Source organism: Novosphingobium sp. (assembly GCF_027486195.1).
In the GTDB taxonomy this organism is placed as follows: domain Bacteria; phylum Pseudomonadota; class Alphaproteobacteria; order Sphingomonadales; family Sphingomonadaceae; genus Novosphingobium.
Window position 1 is genome coordinate 84,364 of record NZ_JAIXPP010000059.1, and the last position, 18,307, is coordinate 102,670.

The window sequence follows — 18,307 nt, forward strand, 5'->3', positions numbered from 1 at the left end:
CCCTAGGCTCCCGGTGCCGGCGCGGCGGGCGCGGCGGTGGCGGCAGGAGTAGGCGCGGCTGCGGGCGCGGTCAGATCGGCCGGGGCAGGGGAGGTTTCGGGTTCGGGCGCGGGCGGTGCCGCATCGGTTTGCGCGGCGGTCGGTTCGGCGATGGGGGTGTTGTCGGCTGCGACTGCCTCGGCCGCCTGCGCCTCGTCCGGCGCCGCTGGTGCGCTCGCACCGAACCGGGCGGCATAGGCGTTATACTTGGCGGCCATGCGCTGCTGCACGTTGCCGCCCCATTCCTTCTCGTAGCCTTCGAGCACTTCCATCGCCTTGGCGCGGTCGAACAGGAAGGTCATCACGTCGCGTGCGATGGGGTAGGCCGCGCCCGATCCGCCGCCATGCTCGATGGCGACAGCGCAGGCATAGCGCGGCTTGTCGAACGGCGCGAAGCAGATGAAGTGGCCGTGGTCGCGGTGTTTCCACAGGCCGCCCTTGCCATTGCCGATATTGAGCCCGACGACCTGTGCGGTGCCGGTCTTGCCGGCCATCTGCACACCTTCCACCGGCAGCCGCGCCTTGCCCGCCGTGCCGCGCCCGTTGACGACCTCGTTCATCGCGGCGTGGATCAGATCGAGGTGATCCTGCCGGATGCCGAGCGAGGGCGCCTGCGGGGCGTGGTGGTCCATCAGGAGGCGCGGGGTGAGCTGCAGGCCGGACGCAAGGCGCGAGGCCATCACCGCCTGCTGCAGCGGATTGACCAGCATGTAGCCTTGGCCGATCGTGGCGTTCACGGTGTCATAGATCGCCCATTCCTTGCCATACTTGCGCTGCTTCCACGCTGGATCGGGCACCGTGCCATAGGATTGGCCGGGATAGGGCATGGGGAATTCCTGCCCCAGCCCCAGCCGCCGCGCCATCGCGGCGATCTTGTCCATCCCGATCTGCTGGGCAAAGTGATAGAAGTAGACGTCGCACGACTGGTAGATGCCCTTCGACATGTTGGTCGTGCCATGCCCCCGGTGGTTCCAGCAGTGGAACACGCGGTTCCCCACGCGCAGCCCCCCCGCGCAGCCGACGCTCGCTTCGGGATCGAGCCCGGCTTCAAGGAAGGAGAGTGCGACCATCGGCTTTACCGTGGAGCCCGGCGGATAGAGCCCGCGGAGCACCTTGTTGCGCAAGGGTACGTGATCGTCTTCGGCCAGCATCTTCCATTCGATGCGGCCGATGCCATCGGCAAAGCTGTTGGGATCGAAGCTGGGCATCGAGACCATCGCGAGCACGTCGCCGCTCGCGCAGTCCATCACCACGACCGAGCCGGATTCAAGCCCGATCCGCCGCGCAGCATAGTCTTGAAGGCCCGCATCGATAGTGAGCTGGATCGGCTTTCCGGGCACGTCCTCGCGCGTGCCGAGATCGCGCACCACGCGCCCGCCTGCCGTCGCCTCCACCCGCCGCGCACCAGGAACGCCGCGCAGGCGCTCCTCGAAGTGCTTTTCCAGGCCATCCTTGCCGATCTTGAAGCCCGGCGTGATCAGCAGCGGATTACGCTCCTTCTCGTAGTCTTCCGCCGAAGCCGGGCCGACATAACCGACGAGATGGCCCACCGCCGCGCCGGTGGGATAATAGCGCGAGAAGCCGCGCTGCGGGATCACGCCGGGGAGTTCGGGGAGGCGCACGCTGACCGCGGCGAATTTGTCCCAATCGAGGTTGGAGGCCACTTCGACTGGCTGGAAGCCGCGCGCCTTCTTCAGCTTGTCCTTGATATCGCTGACCCGGTCTGCAGTCAGGCCGAGAAGCTTTGACAGCGTGGCCATTGTCGCATCGGCATCGACGACACGGTCGGGCACGAGATCGACGCGAAAGTCTGCGCGGTTGGCCGCAAGCGCCGCGCCGGTGCGATCGATCACCCAGCCGCGCCGGGGCGGGATCAGCGTGAGATTGACTCGGTTGCTTTCCGACGCCGCGCGGTACTTGGCGTTTTCCGCCACGGCGAGCCAGGTGAGCCGCCCGGCGAGCAGGAGGCCGACGCTTGCCTGCGCCATGCCCAGCACAAAGGTCCGCCGCTCAAAGGAATGGGTGAGCTGCGCTCCGGTGACCGGCAGGGGCTTTGTTTGCTTGGACCAGGGCCATGTCCATGTCTGGCGCATCGCATCAAACCGAGCGCAAGGGGAGCAGGCGGATGCGATCGAGCAGCGCGACGAGCCGGGTTACCAGCGGATAGAGCGCGAGCGTCACGAGCAGTTGCGGGCCGATCACGAGCGGCAGCGGATAGGCGGCGGCAAGGCCTGCGATGCCCGCGCAAAGCACGAGATAGGCGATCATCATCAGGCAGGCCACAGCCCAATCCTGCACGAAGCTGCGCCACAACAGGCGGTTGTCGATCGTGTCCATCACCAGCATCGCGGCGGACCATAGCACGATCGCGCAGCCGAAGGGCTGCCCGCTGTAAAGATCATCGAACGCACCAAGCGGGAGGCCTGCCCAAAGCGGCAGGAGGCTGGGGCGGAGCATGCGCCAGGCGAGGAACACCATGAACGCCAGCGGCGGCACCAGCGGCGCGGACGCGATGACCGGCGAGAACGCGGCCAGCGACGCCAGCATGACCGAAATCCACGGTAGGCCGGAGGCGAGCAGCGGGGAGGGCGCCCGGTTGATCCGCTGGGGGACGATGTCCTCCGGTCGCATCGGCAGGCTCGGCAGATCGGGCAGGCGCGGGAACGGCATCAGGTGCCGCCTCCGGCTTCGCTGGGCTCGGGCGCAGGCCCGGCGGCCTGCTGGCTGGCCCCGAGCGCGGTGATGGCTGCTGGCTGGAACACCGGCAGGACAACCACGAAATCGGCATCGGCTGGATCGCTGGCGAGGTGGCCCACGCCGCCATCGTGCAGCACCTCGGTGACCACCGCGACAGGAATGCCCGGCGGATAGAGCCCGCCCGAGCCTGAGGTCACGAAGACATCGCCGAGCTTGAGCGGATTGACCCCCATGTTGAGCAGGCGGATGGCGATGCGCCCGTCGGACTTGCCTTCGACAAATGCGGGCAGGCCATCGCGCGCGCGGCGGACGGGGACAACGTTTTCGGGGTCGGTCACCAGCAGCACGCGCGCGGTGCCAGGGCCGGTCTCGATCACGCGGCCGATGAGGCCGGCGGCCGAGCGCACCGGCTGGCCCGGGCGCACCCCTTGCGAGGAGCCTGCGGAAAGCACCGCAAAGCGGCGCGCGCTGGCCGATGTCGAGCCGATCAGGCGCGCGGCGGCCACCGGCTTGACCGCCGGATCGACAATGCCGAGCAGCGCCTTCAGCCGCCGGTTCTCGCCTTCCAGCGCCTGCATGGTGAGGGCATTGGCGCGCGCGGCGGCGACTTCACGGGAAAGTGCCGCGTTCTGGCGGCCAGCCTGGAAATAGGCGCCGATGGCCGCGATCACGCTCTGGCCCGCCGCCCGGGTCTCCGCGCCGGCCTCACCGGCGGGACGCGCGATCTCGCTTGCCGCGCCGCGCACCGAGCTGAACGCGGACGGGTTGACGATGCTCACGATCAGGAGCGCCGCGCCCGCAAGGAAACCGGCCACGGCGATGACGTAGCCGGTGAAGATCCCGTATTGCGCCCTGCGCGAAAAGCCCGGGCGCCGGTCCGCAGGCCGCGCCATCCAGCTACCTTTCCTTATGCGAACCCAAAGCGATGTGGCCGCATGCCATCGAGCGGCCTTACGCCGTCATCAGCACGCCGCGGTAGATCGGATCTTCCATGGCCCGGCCAGTGCCCAGCGCCACGCATGAAAGCGGGTCTTCGGCCACGCTGACCGGCAGGCCCGTTTCCTCGCGCAGGTGATCGTCGAGCCCGCGGATCAGTGCGCCGCCGCCCGTCAGCACGATGCCCTGGTCGACGATATCCGCAGCCAGCTCCGGCGCGGTGTTTTCAAGCGCGATGCGCACGCCTTCGACGATTGCGCCGATCGGTTCGGACAGCGCTTCGGCGACATTGGCCTGCGTGATGGTGATTTCCTTGGGCACGCCGTTCACAAGGTCGCGGCCCTTGATATGGATCGTCTCGCCCACGCCGTCCGCCGGCACGGTGGCGATGCCGAAGTCCTTCTTGATCCGCTCGGCGGTCGATTCGCCGATCAGCAGGTTGTGGTGGCGGCGCACGTAGGAGACGATGGCTTCGTCCATCTTGTCCCCGCCCACGCGCACCGAGGTGGTGTAGGCAAGACCGCGCAGCGAAAGCACCGCGACTTCGGTGGTGCCGCCGCCGATATCGACGACCATCGAGCCGACCGGTTCGGTCACGGGCATATCTGCACCGATCGCGGCGGCCATCGGTTCGAGGATCAGGAACACCTGGCTTGCCCCGGCGTTGCTGGCGGCATCGCGGATTGCGCGCCGCTCGACCGAGGTGGAGCCCGAGGGCACGCAGATCACGATTTCCGGATAGCGCAGCAGGCTCTTCGAGCCGTTCACCTTGCGGATGAAATGCTTGATCATTTCTTCCGCGACTTCGATGTCGGCAATCACGCCATCGCGCAGGGGACGGATGGCTTCGATGTTGTCCGGGGTCTTGCCCATCATCATCTTGGCGTCGTCACCCACGGCCTTGACCCGCTTGATGCCGTTGATCGTCTCGATCGCCACGACCGAGGGTTCGTTGAGCACGATGCCGCGATCCTGAACATAGACCAGCGTGTTGGCGGTGCCGAGATCGATTGCGATGTTCTGGGAGCCGAACTTGAAGAATCGGGAAAGCATCGATGCCATCAGGAAATCCGTATAAAACTGCGGTTGGGCCCGCCCGCGCAAAGGGCGAGAGGGACTCTGGCGGGGCTTGCGAAGTGCGCGCATTAGCAGGGCCGCAGAGCAAAACCCAATATTTTGTGCAGGACTTTCCGGGATAAGTATGGGCGCTGGCCTCGAAAAAACGCGGCTTCGTCGCTAGGCTGCCCCGATCCATGTCCCAGCCTGCCCGCACCATCCGGCGTCTGCCCGAAAACCTCGTCAATCGCATCGCCGCCGGCGAGGTGGTCGAGCGTCCGGCAAGTGCGCTCAAGGAGCTCGTCGAGAACGCCATCGATGCTGGTGCGAGCCAGATTGCGGTGCGTCTGGCCGAAGGCGGTCTCGCGCTCATCGAGGTGACGGACGACGGCTGCGGCATGCGCGCGGAGGAGATCGCGCTGGCGCTGGAGCGCCACGCCACCTCCAAGTTGCCCGATGAGGCGATCGAAATGGTCGCCACCCTCGGCTTCCGGGGCGAGGCGCTGCCCTCGATCGCCTCCGTTGCGCGGGTAACCATCGAAAGCCGCGCTGGAACGCATGGTGAAGCGTGGGCACGCGTGGTCGATCACGGCATGCTCGTCTCCGATGGCCCCGCCGCACTCCCGCCCGGCACCCGCGTCCGGGTCGAGGACCTGTTCGGCAAAGTCCCCGCCCGCCGCAAGTTCCTGCGCAGCCCGCGCGCCGAATGGGCCGCCAGCCTCGATGTGGTGCGCCGCCTTGCCCTCGCGCGGCCCGATATCGGCTTCACGCTGGAGCATGACGGCCGCCGCGCGCTGCAGGTCCAGCCGGGCGATACGCTCGCGGCGCGGACCGCCCAGCTCGTCGCGCGCGAACTGCATGATAACGCCGTCGCGGTCGATCTGGTGCGCGGGCCGTTCCACCTCATGGGTGTTGCCGGGCTGCCGACCTACAACCGCGGCGTTGCCGATCACCAGTACCTCTTCGTCAATGGCCGCCCGGTGAAGGACAAGCTGCTGATCGGTGCGGTGCGCGGCGCCTATGCCGATATGCTCGCGCGGGATCGCCATGCCGTCCTCGCGCTGTTCCTCGAAGTCCCGCCCGAGGAAGTCGACGTCAACGTCCACCCCGCCAAGACCGAAGTGCGCTTCCGCGATCCGGCGCTGGTGCGCGGCATGATCGTCTCGGGCCTGAGGCAGGCGCTGATGACGGGTGACCGCCGCTCCGCGCAGGCGCCCGACGCTGCTGCCATGCGCGCCTGGCAGGCAGAGCCCATCGCACCCGCCATGCCGCCCCAGTCCAATCTGTTCTTCTCCTCGCAACCCGCCCCCCGCGTTTCCGAGGCGGGACAGGCCTGGCGCGGTTACGAGGCGGCGATGATGGCCCCCCCCGCCGCCCGCGCTGAGCCGGCGGTGGAGGCCGTCCCCAGCCATCCCCTCGGCGTCGCGCGCGGCCAGATCGCGGCGACCTATATCGTCGCCGAAGCGGAAGACGGCCTCGTCCTTGTCGATCAGCATGCCGCCCACGAACGCCTCGTGCTCGAACGGCTGCGCGCCGCAGGGGCAGGGGAGGGCACCGCGCCCGCGCAGGCGCTGCTTCTCCCCGAAGTGGTCGAACTCGATGAACCCTCGTGCGACCGGCTGGAGGAGGCCGCCACGGAACTCGCCGCCTATGGCCTTGCGCTCGAACGCTTCGGCCCCGCCGCGATGCTCGTGCGCGGCGTTCCCGCCGTGCTGAGGGGTGGTGATGTCCAGGCTCTGGTGCGCGATGTTGCCGATGATCTGGCGAAGAACGGCGCAGCGCTGCTGCTGGGCGAGAAGCGCGATCTCGTTTTGGCAACCATGGCCTGCCATGGTTCGGTAAGGGCCGGGCGCGTACTGAGCGTGGCGGAAATGAATGCCCTGCTGCGCGAAATGGAAGTGACGCCGCGTTCGGGACAGTGCAACCATGGCCGACCGACGTGGATCAAGCTGGCCCACGGCGATATCGAAAAGCTCTTCGGGAGGAAATGATGCGGGGAATTGCTCTGGGCCTGGTGTTGCTGCTGGCCGCGTGCGGCTCGCCGCCGCCGCCTCCGCCGCCTGCCAGCACGGTCCAGCCCGAGCCGATCACATATCCCGATATCAAGGACAACGAACTCTACGGCGCCGGCTGCAACTTTGCCGCTGATGGCGGCGGCATGTCCGCGATCGTGCTGGCGCAGGAGAAGGAGGCGATCCTCAAGGTCAAGGGCAAGATCGTGCGCATCCCGGCCGACAAGAAGAGCCAGATCCTCCCCGAAACCGCTCGCACGCGCTATATCGGTCCCGGCAATATCGTGATCCTCGCCCCGCTGCCCGGGGCCGAGCCGTCCGAGAACGGCGTGATCAGAAGCCTCGCCGCCAGCCTCACGATCATGGACCTGCAGGGCCGGATCCAGTTCTTCTCCAAGGGCCAGCTGCAGTGCAAGCCGATGTGAGGGCTGCGGTGTTTAGTCGATCATCGCTTCCACTGTATCGTGCGGATAGAGGATGAACTCGCGGTAGATCTTGAAATGCGCGGTGTCTTCGAGCGCGATTGGCCTCAGGCCGAAGCGTTCGATCTGCCACAGGTCTGCATCGGGCAGCGCCATCAGGATGGGCGAGTGCGTCGCCATGATGATCTGGCAGCTTTCCTCGCGCTGCAATTGCCGCAGCAGCTTGAGGAATTCGAACTGCTTGGCGGGTGACAGCGCAGATTCGGGCTCGTCGAGGATGTACAGGCCCTGCTCGGTCAGCCGCTCTTCAAAGAAGCTCAGGAATCCTTCGCCATGCGATGCGCGCAGGAAACCGGCGCGTGTGGAGCCTGCCTCGTCGAGGTAGCGCGCCACCGAAAAGAACGTCTCGGCGCGAAAGAACCAGCCCCGCCGCACTTGCGGCAGCCACGCCGCCTTGAGCAACTGCCCAAGCCGCGCGCCATCCTCGCCCGAAGCCGCCGATGGCCCGACCGCGCGCATGCCCGATGCGCCGCCGCCCTCGCTGAAACCTGCCATGGTGGCGATGGCCTCGAGCAATGTTGATTTGCCCGAACCGTTCTCACCCACGATGATCGTGACGGACTTGTCGAACGCGAGGTCAAACGCGCCGCGGTGCAGGAGCGGCAGCGAGAGCGGATAGTTGTCCCAGTGGAGCCCGTCGCCATCGGCCTCGCCTGGCAGCCATACGCGCTTGAGATAGGGCGGGGGCAGGCGGGTGGGGCGCGATTTCCGGCTCATCGGGTCCTCAGGCGGGCGACGCACCGAATGTCGCACGCCTTGCGCGGGGCGTCACGTCCTCTCCGCACCGATCCGGATTGTCTCGCCTGATGCGTTCAGAACCCGCATGGCTACCACTCCGGTTCCATTGATAGCCTCTGCTAAAGCAGGCGCCCCATGCTGATGTGCTCTTCCACGGTGAAGCCCAGCCCCTTGTAGAACGCGATCACCGCGGCGTTGGTGCTGCGCACTTGCAGGTTGATCTTGCAGCAGCCCAGCCGGCGCAAGGCCGCTTCGGCGGTCTGCACCAGCGCCGTGCCGATCCCGCGCCGCTTGGCATCCTGCCCCACGGCGACGGAATAGAGCCAGCCCCGGTGGCCATCGTATCCCGCCATGATCGAGCCGACGACACGGCCCTGATCCACCGCGACGAACAGCAGGTCGTCGTTCATCGCGAGCTTGGCCGGGACGGAGACGTCGGCGCGGTTGCGCGGCGGATCGTTCGGGAAGGCTTCCCGCCAGAGCGCATCGAGTCCATTGAAATCCGACGCCGCGTAGGGCCGGATTTCCACGTCCGCGCTCAATCCGTCCCCGCGGGATCGCGCGTCGCCACCAGGCCCAGCGCCTTGAAGCTCATCACCAGTTCGTCGTTCTGGTTGAAGACGCGCGTCTCGCCCTTGATGATGCCCATTTCCGGCCGCGTCTTGCTGCGGCGCTTTTCGAGCAGCGTGTTCTCGCAGCGCAGCGTGTCGCCGGGGTAGACGGGCTTGATCCAGCGCAGTTCGTCGACGCCGGGGGAGCCTAGCCCCGCCTGCTTGTTGTTCAGCAGGTTCGCCACCGTCATCGACATCGTCATGGCGGCGGTGTGCCAGCCGCTGGCCGAAAGGCGGCCGAAGTGCGTCGCCGCTGCCGCATCGTCATCGAGGTGGAAGGCCTGCGGATCGTATTTCCGCGCGAACTCCATCACTTCCTCGCGGGTCACTTCGTAGTGGCCGAACCTGGTCACTTTGCCGACCACCAGATCTTCGTAGTATTGCATCAGATCAATACCTTATACATTGAACTTGAAGTGCATCACGTCGCCGTCGCGCACCACGTATTCCTTGCCTTCCTGCCGCAGCTTGCCCGCATCGCGCGCCGCCGCTTCACCGCCCAGCGTGACGAAATCCTCGTAGGCGATGGTTTCGGCGCGGATGAAGCCGCGCTGCATGTCGGAATGGATCTCGCCCGCCGCCTCGGGCGCCTTGGCCCCGGCGTGGACCGTCCATGCCCGCGCTTCCTTGGGGCCGACGGTGAAGAAGGTGAGGAGATGGAGCAGCTCGTAGCCCGAGCGGATGATTTTCGCGAGGCCGGCTTCCTCCAGCCCCAGCGCGCTGAGGAATTCGGCGCGGTCCTCCACCGGCATTGTCACGATATCGGCCTCGATCGCGGCGGAGACGATCACGGCGTTGGCCCCTTCCGCCTTTGCCTTTGCGAACACGCGCGCGGAGAAATCGTTGCCGGTGCCGGCGGCTTCCTCCTCCACATTGCAGACGTAGAGCACCGGCTTGGCGGTGATCAGCTGCGCCTGCGCAAAGACGCGCGCTTCCTCGTCGTCCTTCGGCACGGTCAGCCGCGCGGGCTTGCCTTCGCGCAGCAGATCGAGCGCCTGGCCCAGCACCGATGCAGTGATCTTCGCTTCCTTGTCGCCCTGCGCGGCCTTCTTCTGCGCGGCGGGCACGCGCTTTTCCAGGCTTTCGAGGTCAGACAGCATGAGTTCGGTCTCTACCGTCTCGGCATCCGAGATCGGATCGATCTTGTTGTCGACGTGCTGGATATCGACGTTTTCGAAACACCGCAGCACATGGACGATCGCATCCACCTCGCGGATATTGCCGAGGAACTGGTTGCCGAGCCCTTCGCCCTTCGATGCCCCGCGCACGAGGCCGGCAATATCGACGAAGCCCAGCTGCGTCGGGATGATCTTCTGGCTGCCCGCGATCCGCGCCAGCTCGTCGAGCCGCAGATCGGGCACGCCGACATTGCCGATATTGGGCTCGATCGTGCAGAACGGATAGTTAGCCGCCTGCGCCGCCTGCGTCTCGGTCAGCGCATTGAACAACGTCGACTTGCCCACGTTCGGCAGCCCGACAATCCCGCAGCGAAAACCCATGACGTGTTCCTTGTCTGGTGCAGCAGGCGAATGGCTTGCCCGCTGCCGTGAAGCGCGCGATGGTATCGCGCGGCGACAAGGTCAAGGGGGCGCGGGCGATATGAAGCAGTGGATAGCATGGCTGATGCTTTTGCTGGCGGCCTTTACTAGCACCGCCGCGCACGCCGCCGACGGCGCGCCGCATCAGGCACAGGCGGTCAAGGTGACCACACTCTCGACCATGCTGACCGATTACGGCACGCTGGGCGAGTGGGGCTTTGCCGCTCTGGTCGAGGTCGATGGACGGCGCATCCTGTTCGATACCGGCGCCAATCCGGATACCGTGCTGAAGAATGCCGAAGCGCTCAAGATCGATCTTTCGAGCGTGGAAGAGGTGGTCATCTCGCACTTCCACGATGATCATACCGGCGGCTTGCTGACCTTGCGCAAGGCGCTGATGCAGAAGAATCCGGCGGCGCTTTCCCACCTCTACGTAGGTGAGGGCATCTTTGCGCCGCGCTATGGCAAGGACGGGCAAAGCGGCACCGAGAACGACTTTCCCGCGCTCGCCAAGGCTTATCTCGATACCGGCGGGCGAATCCAGCAGCTCTCGGGACCGGCCGAGATCGCGAGCGGCATATGGCTGACCGGCCCGGTGCCGCGCGGCCATGACGAGACCAACTGGAACCCCGGCCTCACCGTGAAGACGGGCGGGCAACTCGTGCCCGATACGCTGCGCGAGGATACCTCGCTGGTCATCGCGACGGCAAGCGGCGTGGTGATCGTCACCGGCTGCGGGCATGCCGGGATCATGAACATCGCTGATGCCGCGCAGACGATCACCGGCGATGCGCGGCTTCATGCCGTGATCGGCGGCATCCACCTGTTTGCCAAGCCCGATGCGGTGCTGATCGCCACCGCCGGCCGTCTCAAGGGCCTTGCCTATCTGCTCGGGGCACATTGCACCGGTATCGAGGCCACGGTGCGGCTGCGCGAACTGCTCGCGCTCGATCGGCGGACTGCGGTGATCGCAGCGGTCGGTTCCAGCTTCACGCTCGGAAAGGGCATTGCCGCCGGGCAGATCGCCGGTTGGACCGGATAGATTCACGCCTCCTTCACCAAAATTTCAAGGATTGGCGCTTAGGTCCGTTCTGAATGTATGGCCGCGTGCCTGACCCGCAGGCGCAGAAGGAACGCACCTGATGAACCGGATTGCCCCGCCGACGCTTGCCCCGTCGACGCTTGCACTGTCGGTGCTTGCGCTTGCCCTCGCAGCGGGAGGATGCAGTCCCGATCCCAAAGCGCTCGCGGACAAGGCGCGCGCCGAATTTGCCGCGAATCAGTATCTGGCGGCGCAGACCGACCTTGCCGCTGCGCTAGCGGCCAATCCGGGCGATGCGGGGCTGATCGAACTGCAGGCGCGCAACGCGCTGGCGATGGGGGACGGCATCGCGGCGGGGGCGAGCCTCGAAAGGCTGGGGAGCCTTCGCAAGCCCGCCGATTTCCATCGGCTGCTCGCCGAAGCTGCACTCCTGCGCGGGCAGGCGCAGGATGCGCTCGCCGCGCTGGGTGATGACAAGTCCGCCGCCGGGCAGCGGCTGCGCGGCCTCGCGCTGCTCGCGCAGGGCGACAAGCCCGGCGCCCTCGCAGCCTTTCAGGCCGGTCTTGCGGCCGAACCGCGCAACGCGCCGCTGCTCGCCAGCCTTTCGCGCCTGAAGTTGCTGGAAGGCGATACGGCAGAGGCTCGCCGCCTTGCCGATTCTGCGCTGGCCGCGGATGGCAATCTGCTTGATGCCCTGCTCGTCGATGCCCAGGTCGCGACCGCCGAAGGCCGACTCGGCAATGCGCTGGCCTCTTATGCCAAAGCCGGCAAAGGCTATCCGGGCAATCTCCCCGCGCTTACCGGGCAGGCCGGCATTCTGGGCGATCTCGGGCGGACGGACGAATTGGCCGCGCTGCTGTCGGCCTTCCAGGGCCAGAGCACTGACGGCACGCTGGCCTATCTGAAGGCGCGTCTTGCCTCGGCGAAGGGCGACTGGAACGCCGCGCGCGACATTCTCCAGGCCAACGAGGACAAGCTCAAGGACCGCGATGACGCCAATGTGCTTTATGCGCAGGCGCTCACGCAGATCGGCCAGCCCGAACAGGCCCGCGCCCGCCTCGCGCCGATGCTCGCCCGCCACCCCGAGAGTGTCGTTCTGCGGCGCGAACTGGGCAAGGCGCAGCTTGCAGGCAACGATGCGGCCGGCGCGGTACAGACGCTGATGCCTTTCGCGCAGAGCAAGTCTGCCGCGCCCGATGACCTGCGCCTCCTTGCGAAGGCAGCCGAGGCGGCTGGCGATCCCAATGCGGCCTTCTTTGCAGCGCGGGCGCGCTATCCCTCGCCGCAATCGCTGGGGCAGGCGCTGAGTGCGGCCGATACGGCGATGAAGGCGAGCAACTGGGGCAATGCGATCCTCGCCTACGATCAAATCCTTGCGCTGACCGACGGGCGCAGCGCGCTGGTGCTCAACAACATGGCCTGGGCGCAGGCGCAGGTCGGCAATACCGATAAGGCGCTGCAGTTCGCCCAGCGCGCCATCCAGGTCGCGCCAGAAGATCCCTCGGTCATGGATACGCTCGGCTGGCTGCTGTTCCAGAGCGGCAGCAACAAGAACCGTGCGCTCGATCTGCTGCGCCGCGCCGCGCAGAAGGCGCCGCAGAACCAGACGATCGCCAAGCACCTCGCGCAAGCGCAGGGCGGCTGAACCGCACGCGCAAAAGGGCCCCGACCGCGTGGTCAGGGCCCTTCCGCTTGTGTGGGGCTCAGGAAATCGCGGGATCAGGCTGCGGCGAATCGCACCTGCGCGACCTGACGACGACGGCGTGCCAGCGCGAGGCCAATGATGCCCGCGCCGAACAGGCCCAGCATGCCCGGCTCAGGCACCGGCGTACCGCCCGTCGAGGTGCTGCCACCGCTGGTCGTGCTGCCGCCGCTGGTGCTGCTGGTGATCGTGCCCGCGCCGCTGGCCGAGGTGATGCCCGGCACGCCGGTGATCGACTGGTAGCGCACGTAGAAGTCGCTCAGCGTCAGAGCGGAAACCGGCGAGGCGAAGCTCAGCGTGAAGCTGCCGGTGCCGCTCTGGCCTGCGGTGAGGCCGCCGCTGCCGCCGCCCGCGCAGGCGCCCGTCGAAGCATCCTTGAAGCAGACGTCGACGGTGCCGATGCCGTTGGGATAGTTCGAGTTGAGCTGGGTGTAGCTGTAGGCACCGGTCGAAGCAGCGCCCGAGATCGTCGGATCGGTGTTGAACGCGAAGCTCGAGATGCGCGAATCGGTCACCGGCGCGGAGGTGGTGTTCGCGACCGAATAGTCGAAGGTGTAGTCATTGCCCGAAACGCCGGTGAGCGTGAACGTGGTCGAACCGGTCAGGCCGTTGATCGACGCGCCGCCAGACCCCGAATAGCCGTTATAATCGAGCGTGATCGCCTTGCCGATGTCGGCCGCATTGAACAGCATCGAGTCTGCCAGCGCCGGGGACGCGACGGTCAGGGATGCCGCGATCGCGAGTGATGCGAACTTGAAATACTTGGTCATGGCCCTGCCCCTGAGTGGTTAAATTCTGATCCCACGCATCTTACGCAAACACCATGCCAGTGGCGTAAATCCACCATTTCGGATGATTAACGATACTCCGCTTGTAAACCATTCCGACGGTTTGCCGCGCGGCTAGGCGCGCGCGCTTTTTCACCGAAACTTCAGGGCTTAGGTAGTATTGGTGAGTGTGATGAAACGCGCTGCGCTCCTTGCTGTCCTCCTGCTGGCCTCGGCCTGTTCGCGCACCGATCCGGCGGCGCAATTCGCCGCAGCGCAAAAGGCCTTCGCGGCAGAAGATTACGCCGCCGCGCGGACGCAAGTGCTCGGCGCGCTCGATGCCGACGGCGCCAACCGCGACATGCTGCTGCTCTATGCGCGCACCCAGCTCAAACTGGGCGATGGTGACGGCGCGCAGGCCACGCTCACGCATCTGGAGGAAGCGGGCTTCACCAGTGCCGAACTCGTAAGGATGAAAGCAGAAGCGGCGATCCTGCGCGGTCAGCCGCAAGCGGCGCTGAACCTGCTCGGGCAGGACAGCGGCGCGGAGACGTGGCGCCTTCGCGCCGCCGCCCACAGTGCGCTCGACAACGCCCCCGCAGCGCTCGAAGCGCTGCGCCGGGGCCTCGCCGCCGATCCGCGCAACTATGCGCTGGTGCATGATTACGCGAGGTTCCTGATCGCCGCGCAGGACTATCCCGCCGCCGGCAAGGCGGTCGAAACCTTGCGCCAGCTCGCACCGGGTCGGCTCGATACACTGATGATGGCCGGAACACTGGCTGCGCAGCAAGGGAAGCTCGAAGCGGCCAGGAAGAGCTTCAGCGCAGCCGCCGATGCCTTTCCGGCGCGGGTGGAACCGCTGACGGCACTCGCCAGCCTTGCAGACATGGAAGGGCAGGTCGACGCAGCGCTGCTCATCGTGGCGCGGGCCGCAAAGATTGCCCCCAGCCATCCCGAAGTGATCGACCTTTCGGTGCAGCTCGCATCGGAAAAGGGTGACTGGGAAACGGTGCGCAAGACGCTCGCTTCGCAGGAGGCCACGCTCGATCCGCGCTCGGCAAACGCAATGAGCTATGCCGAGGCGCTGCTGCGGCTGGGCCACCCGGAACAGGCGCGTGCGATGTTTGCGCAGGCGCTGCTGCTTTCGCCGCAGAACCCCTACGCGCGGATCATGCTGGCCGAGGCGCAGCTGGCGGTTGGCGACCCGCGATCTGCCCTGCGCACGGTGCAGCCGCTGTCAGACAGCGTTCTGGCCGGTGAGCGCGAGCTCGATCTGGCGGTGCGCGCGGCGCAGGCAGCGCGCGATCCGTCTGCCGGCACGCTCCTCGCTCGGCTCAAGTCGCCGGCCCTGAAGGCCAACCAGCAGCTCGCCAATACAGGGCAGGCCGCGCTTGCCCGGCAGGACTGGCCTGCGGCACTGGCAGCCTTCGGGCAGATCCCGGGGCACGAGAAAGATGGAGAGGTGCTGCGCCGCATGGCGCTCGCGGCGTCGCGCGCCGGGCAGGTGGATGCCGCGCTGGGTTATGCCGATCGCGCGCTCGAGCTTGCGCCGCGCAATGCCGATATGTTGCATACGGCCGCGCTGGTCCGGCTCGAAGCGGGCCGCGACCGTGATCAGATGCTTCGGCTGATGAAGGAAGCCAGTCGGCTCGATCCTGCGAACCACCTGTTTCGTGCCGACCTTGCGCGCGCGGTGGCCGGCGGCGGCTGATCAAACGGGGCATGCGGATCGCCCTGTTGTCCCTGCGCTGATCTAACCCCGCAATAACTGCCCTGCCGGTCCTTCACGGGTCGCTTGGCGGCCCCGTGAAGGACTTGGTGGGGCAAGGGGTCGTTCAGGTTCAGCGGCGGCGGCGACGCGCCAGGGCAAGGCCGACGAAGCCGAGGCCCATCATGCCGAGCATGCCCGGTTCGGGAACCGGGGTGCCGCCCGAGGTCGAACCGCCCGAAGTGGTGGTGCCGCCGGTGGTCGTGGTGGTGCCACCCGTGGTGGTGGTGCCGCCCGTCGTCGAAGTGGTGGTGCCGCCCGTCGTCGAAGTGGTGGTGCCGCCTGTCGTCGAAGTGGTGGTGGTGCCGCCGGTGGTGGTGGTTCCGCCCGTGGTCGTCGAGCTCGTGCTGGAGCTGCCGCACATGGTGCCGCCGGACGGGTGGCCGCAGTTGCAATAGTGGGTGTGCTTCACCCAAGCCGAAGCCGGCTGCGAGATCATGGCTGTGCCGAAGAGGGCAGCCGAGGTAATCAGGATACGTTTCATGGTTTAGTCCCCTTGCCAGTAAACCGTGGTTAAACCCTGACAAAGCAAACTTGATGCCAAATACGCATTTCTGCCGATTATGCTGGTTAACGCCTGTTCGTACGTTACGTCACTGTAAGCTAGCCCGACGCTTGGACTGGTTAATTCTGGCGTAGCGCCACGTCGTTCATGAAGCGCACACTGTCCCCGCGAGCGAGCCATTCCGCCTCTCCGGCCACAGCGCCGAGCATGGTGATGAGGTCGTCCTGCTCCGCCTTGGCGAAGTTGCCCAGGACATAGCCGGTCACCCGGTCCTTGTGTCCCGGATGCCCGATGCCGAGCCGCACGCGGCGAAATTCCGGGCCAATATGCTGGTCGATCGAGCGCAGGCCGTTGTGCCCGGCATGGCCGCCGCCCTGCTTCACCTTGACCTTGAACGGCGCGAGATCGAGCTCGTCATGAAACACCGTCAGCGCGTCCGGACCGAGCTTGTAGAAGCGCAGCGCCTCGCTCACCGCGCGGCCGCTTTCGTTCATGAAGGTGGCTGGCTTGAGGAGGATCAGGCGCTCGGAGCCAATGCGGCCGTCCTGCACCCAGCCCTGAAATTTCTTCTGGACCGGGCCGAAGGAATGCACCTCGGCAATGGTGTCGAGCGCCATGAAGCCGACGTTATGCCGGTGGAGGGCGTATTGGGGTCCGGGATTGCCGAGACCGACCCAGAGCTGCATGGCGAGGGTCTTCCTATACGGGGCTGGCGCCAGGAACGGTAAGCTTGATCGGGATAGGCCAGTACCGGTCCCTCACGCAGGGCGAGAGGGACCGGACACATGGCTTTTCGCAGCGCATGGCTGCGGGCATCAGGCCAAGTTGGCCTTAGATGCGCAGGAAGTCCGCGTGAAGCGGGCGTTCGGAAACCGGGTGGAACGCAACATCCTTGGGCTGGGTGCGCACGGTCACGCCGCCGACAGTGAGCTCGATGATCGAATCGAAGAACTTGCCGGTGCCAAGCTGGCGGCGCAGTTCCTTTTCTTCGATGTGGATCGCAACCGGATCCTGATTGCCGCCGTAGATCACGGCGGGTGTGCGGCCTTCGCGACGAAGTGCACGGGAGGCTCCCTTGCCAGCCCGTTCACGCGTCTCGGCCGGCAGATGCAGCGTATAGCTCATGTGTCCGTACCTTCACGTTTATGTGTCAAACCGATTTCCTTGCGCCACGCCTCCAGGGATGACCATGCACGCAGGAAGCGGCGGCCCTTAGCGTCTGTGGCGGAAAAAGCAAGCGGAAGCGGGTTTATTTGGGTTCGCGCAGAGGCGCAGAGGCGCGGAGAAGAAGGCAGTTGGATTCGCGCAGAGTTCGCAGGGATCGCAGAGATGTCTAGCTGCGGCGAAGCCGCTATAATTCATTGCGCATGCGCAAGGGCGCAATCAATGCCTGCGGCGCGCAGCCTCTTTGCGATCTCTGCGAACTCTGCGCGAACCTTAATAGACCCGCTTAACCTGCCAGCCGCGCGCTTCGAGTAGGCGCGGGAGGCCGTCGATGCCCGCCACATGCGCCGCGCCCACCGCAATGAAGGGCTTCGCGCCTGCTTTGAGCATGGCGTTAATCTGGTCCGCCCACGCCAGATTGCGCCGGGTCAGCAGCGCGGTGCGCAGTTCGGGATCGGCGAGGAAGCCAGTCTGCGCCTCGCGCGCGATGCCCAGCTCGTCGCCGCGCAGCCACAGCGTCAGCATGTCCTTGTCGTCATCGCGGCTGTCCGCCGCCTCGTGCGCAACTTGCTCCAGCAGCACCGACTGCGCGCGCGGTGGCAGCGTATCGAAAATGCCGAACTGGCTGTCGATCGTTTCGAGCCCCGTGACCGGCTTTGAGCCGATCACCTTGCGCAGCTCGGGCTCGACCCCGCTTTCGGGCTGCATGCCCTGCTTGAGCCCGCCGATGGCCGCGATCTGCAGCGCCACGGCCCAGCTTTCCTGATCCTTGAACTGCCCGTCGTTCAGCGAAAGGTCCTTGTAGACTTTGGCAAGATCGCTGCGGAACTTGGGCTCAACCCGCTCACTCGGCGGCGGCAGGCCGGGGGTGAACGCAAGCCGGCCCAGCGCTTCGCCCGCCACTTGCGGATTGAGTGCTTCGCCGATCTCCAGCACCAGCCGGTCCGCCCCGCTGATCGCGCTGTCGATGGCCGGGCGGCGCCAGTTGGTGCCCGGAGGCAGCGAGTGGACGGTGCCGAGCAGCCAGCCGTGCACCCCGGTGCTGTCCGAAATCGCCCAGAGCGCAACCTTGGCGGGCTCTTCGGGCGGCGGTTTGGCCGCCCCGCAGGCCGCAAGGCTGATGAGCAGGCAGCCGGCCAGCAGCTGCAGGAGCCGGGTGAGGGGGGAGGGATGGCGCTTCATCGCCCCATCGGGATGGACCAAGCGCGCAGGCGAAGCAAGAACCGCGCGCCTCCACGGTTGATTTGCCC

Annotated in this window: 17 protein-coding genes and 1 pseudogene; 5 read left to right on the forward strand and 13 right to left on the reverse strand. The window is 66.5% G+C overall.

The features are described from left to right. Positions 1 to 2: 2 nt before the first annotated feature. From mrdA to Q0071_RS11430, 4 genes are read right to left on the reverse strand one after another with little or no spacing between them, the layout of a single operon-like run. Positions 3 to 2,132 carry a penicillin-binding protein 2 gene (mrdA, locus tag Q0071_RS11415; RefSeq protein WP_298169067.1) on the reverse strand — a complete coding sequence of 710 codons (2,130 nt, stop codon included), beginning with the start codon at positions 2,130 to 2,132 and terminating at the stop codon, positions 3 to 5. 4 nt (positions 2,133 to 2,136) lie between these two features. Beyond that, entirely contained in the window at positions 2,137 to 2,709 is a 573-nt protein-coding gene (mreD, locus tag Q0071_RS11420; protein WP_298169070.1) for a rod shape-determining protein MreD, read from the reverse strand. Continuing rightward, the gene (gene mreC, locus Q0071_RS11425) at positions 2,709 to 3,629 is read right to left on the reverse strand and encodes a rod shape-determining protein MreC (RefSeq protein ID WP_298169073.1); all 921 of its coding nucleotides are present in this window, start codon (positions 3,627 to 3,629) and stop codon (positions 2,709 to 2,711) included. Before mreC ends, mreD begins: the two co-directional genes overlap by 1 nt. Before the next feature lie 58 nt (positions 3,630 to 3,687). Continuing rightward, the gene (locus Q0071_RS11430; RefSeq protein WP_147159928.1) at positions 3,688 to 4,734 is read right to left on the reverse strand and encodes a rod shape-determining protein; all 1,047 of its coding nucleotides are present in this window, start codon (positions 4,732 to 4,734) and stop codon (positions 3,688 to 3,690) included. 191 nt (positions 4,735 to 4,925) lie between these two features. On the opposite strand from Q0071_RS11430, the gene mutL reads away from it, so the two are divergent. Further along, on the forward strand, positions 4,926 to 6,719 hold the full coding sequence (mutL, locus tag Q0071_RS11435) for a DNA mismatch repair endonuclease MutL (RefSeq protein ID WP_298169076.1): 1,794 nt from the start codon (positions 4,926 to 4,928) through the stop codon (positions 6,717 to 6,719). Further along, entirely contained in the window at positions 6,719 to 7,165 is a 447-nt protein-coding gene (locus Q0071_RS11440; protein ID WP_298169079.1) for a hypothetical protein, read from the forward strand. The genes mutL and Q0071_RS11440 overlap by 1 nt, the downstream gene beginning before the upstream one ends. Positions 7,166 to 7,177: 12 nt before the next feature. Here the strand turns inward: Q0071_RS11440 and Q0071_RS11445 are convergent, their stop codons facing one another. The 4 genes from Q0071_RS11445 to ychF all read right to left on the reverse strand — a co-directional run bounded on the left by Q0071_RS11445 (position 7,178) and on the right by ychF (position 10,070). Further along, positions 7,178 to 7,939, reverse strand: coding sequence for an AAA family ATPase (locus tag Q0071_RS11445; protein ID WP_298169082.1), 762 nt, complete (start codon positions 7,937 to 7,939; stop codon positions 7,178 to 7,180). A gap of 140 nt (positions 7,940 to 8,079) precedes the next feature. Then, positions 8,080 to 8,490 (reverse strand): GNAT family acetyltransferase, encoded by a 411-nt coding sequence (locus tag Q0071_RS11450; RefSeq protein ID WP_298169085.1) that lies wholly within the window; start codon positions 8,488 to 8,490, stop codon positions 8,080 to 8,082. A gap of 8 nt (positions 8,491 to 8,498) precedes the next feature. Next, positions 8,499 to 8,957, reverse strand: a complete 459-nt coding sequence (locus tag Q0071_RS11455; protein ID WP_298169088.1) for a MaoC family dehydratase — start codon at positions 8,955 to 8,957, stop codon at positions 8,499 to 8,501. Positions 8,958 to 8,969: 12 nt separating this feature from the next. Continuing rightward, a complete protein-coding gene (gene ychF, locus Q0071_RS11460) occupies positions 8,970 to 10,070 on the reverse strand; it encodes a redox-regulated ATPase YchF (RefSeq protein ID WP_298169091.1) in 1,101 nt (366 codons plus the stop codon). Between the two features lie 100 nt (positions 10,071 to 10,170). Here ychF and Q0071_RS11465 point away from each other — a divergent pair, with 100 nt between their 5' ends. Further along, a complete protein-coding gene (locus Q0071_RS11465) occupies positions 10,171 to 11,151 on the forward strand; it encodes an MBL fold metallo-hydrolase (protein WP_298169094.1) in 981 nt (326 codons plus the stop codon). A 100-nt stretch (positions 11,152 to 11,251) separates the two neighbouring features. Next, complete coding sequence (locus Q0071_RS11470) at positions 11,252 to 12,796, forward strand: tetratricopeptide repeat protein (protein WP_298169097.1); 1,545 nt, start codon at positions 11,252 to 11,254, stop codon at positions 12,794 to 12,796. 74 nt (positions 12,797 to 12,870) lie between these two features. Here Q0071_RS11470 and Q0071_RS11475 read toward each other — a convergent pair whose 3' ends face one another. Further along, positions 12,871 to 13,623 (reverse strand): cistern family PEP-CTERM protein, encoded by a 753-nt coding sequence (locus tag Q0071_RS11475; protein WP_298169100.1) that lies wholly within the window; start codon positions 13,621 to 13,623, stop codon positions 12,871 to 12,873. 190 nt (positions 13,624 to 13,813) lie between these two features. On the opposite strand from Q0071_RS11475, the gene Q0071_RS11480 reads away from it, so the two are divergent. Beyond that, on the forward strand, positions 13,814 to 15,331 hold the full coding sequence (locus Q0071_RS11480; protein ID WP_298169103.1) for a tetratricopeptide repeat protein: 1,518 nt from the start codon (positions 13,814 to 13,816) through the stop codon (positions 15,329 to 15,331). 130 nt (positions 15,332 to 15,461) lie between these two features. Here the strand turns inward: Q0071_RS11480 and Q0071_RS11485 are convergent, their stop codons facing one another. From Q0071_RS11485 to Q0071_RS11500, 4 genes and pseudogenes are all read right to left on the reverse strand, one after another. After that, positions 15,462 to 15,872: a PEP-CTERM sorting domain-containing protein gene (locus tag Q0071_RS11485; protein ID WP_298169106.1), complete on the reverse strand. Its 411-nt coding sequence runs from the start codon at positions 15,870 to 15,872 to the stop codon at positions 15,462 to 15,464. A gap of 140 nt (positions 15,873 to 16,012) precedes the next feature. After that, complete coding sequence (gene pth / locus Q0071_RS11490) at positions 16,013 to 16,579, reverse strand: aminoacyl-tRNA hydrolase (protein WP_298169109.1); 567 nt, start codon at positions 16,577 to 16,579, stop codon at positions 16,013 to 16,015. 148 nt (positions 16,580 to 16,727) lie between these two features. Further along, positions 16,728 to 17,018: pseudogene (rplY, locus tag Q0071_RS11495) on the reverse strand (50S ribosomal protein L25); the annotation flags it as partial. A gap of 312 nt (positions 17,019 to 17,330) precedes the next feature. Next, positions 17,331 to 18,239 carry a TraB/GumN family protein gene (locus Q0071_RS11500; protein WP_298169112.1) on the reverse strand — a complete coding sequence of 303 codons (909 nt, stop codon included), beginning with the start codon at positions 18,237 to 18,239 and terminating at the stop codon, positions 17,331 to 17,333. Positions 18,240 to 18,307: the final 68 nt, after the last annotated feature.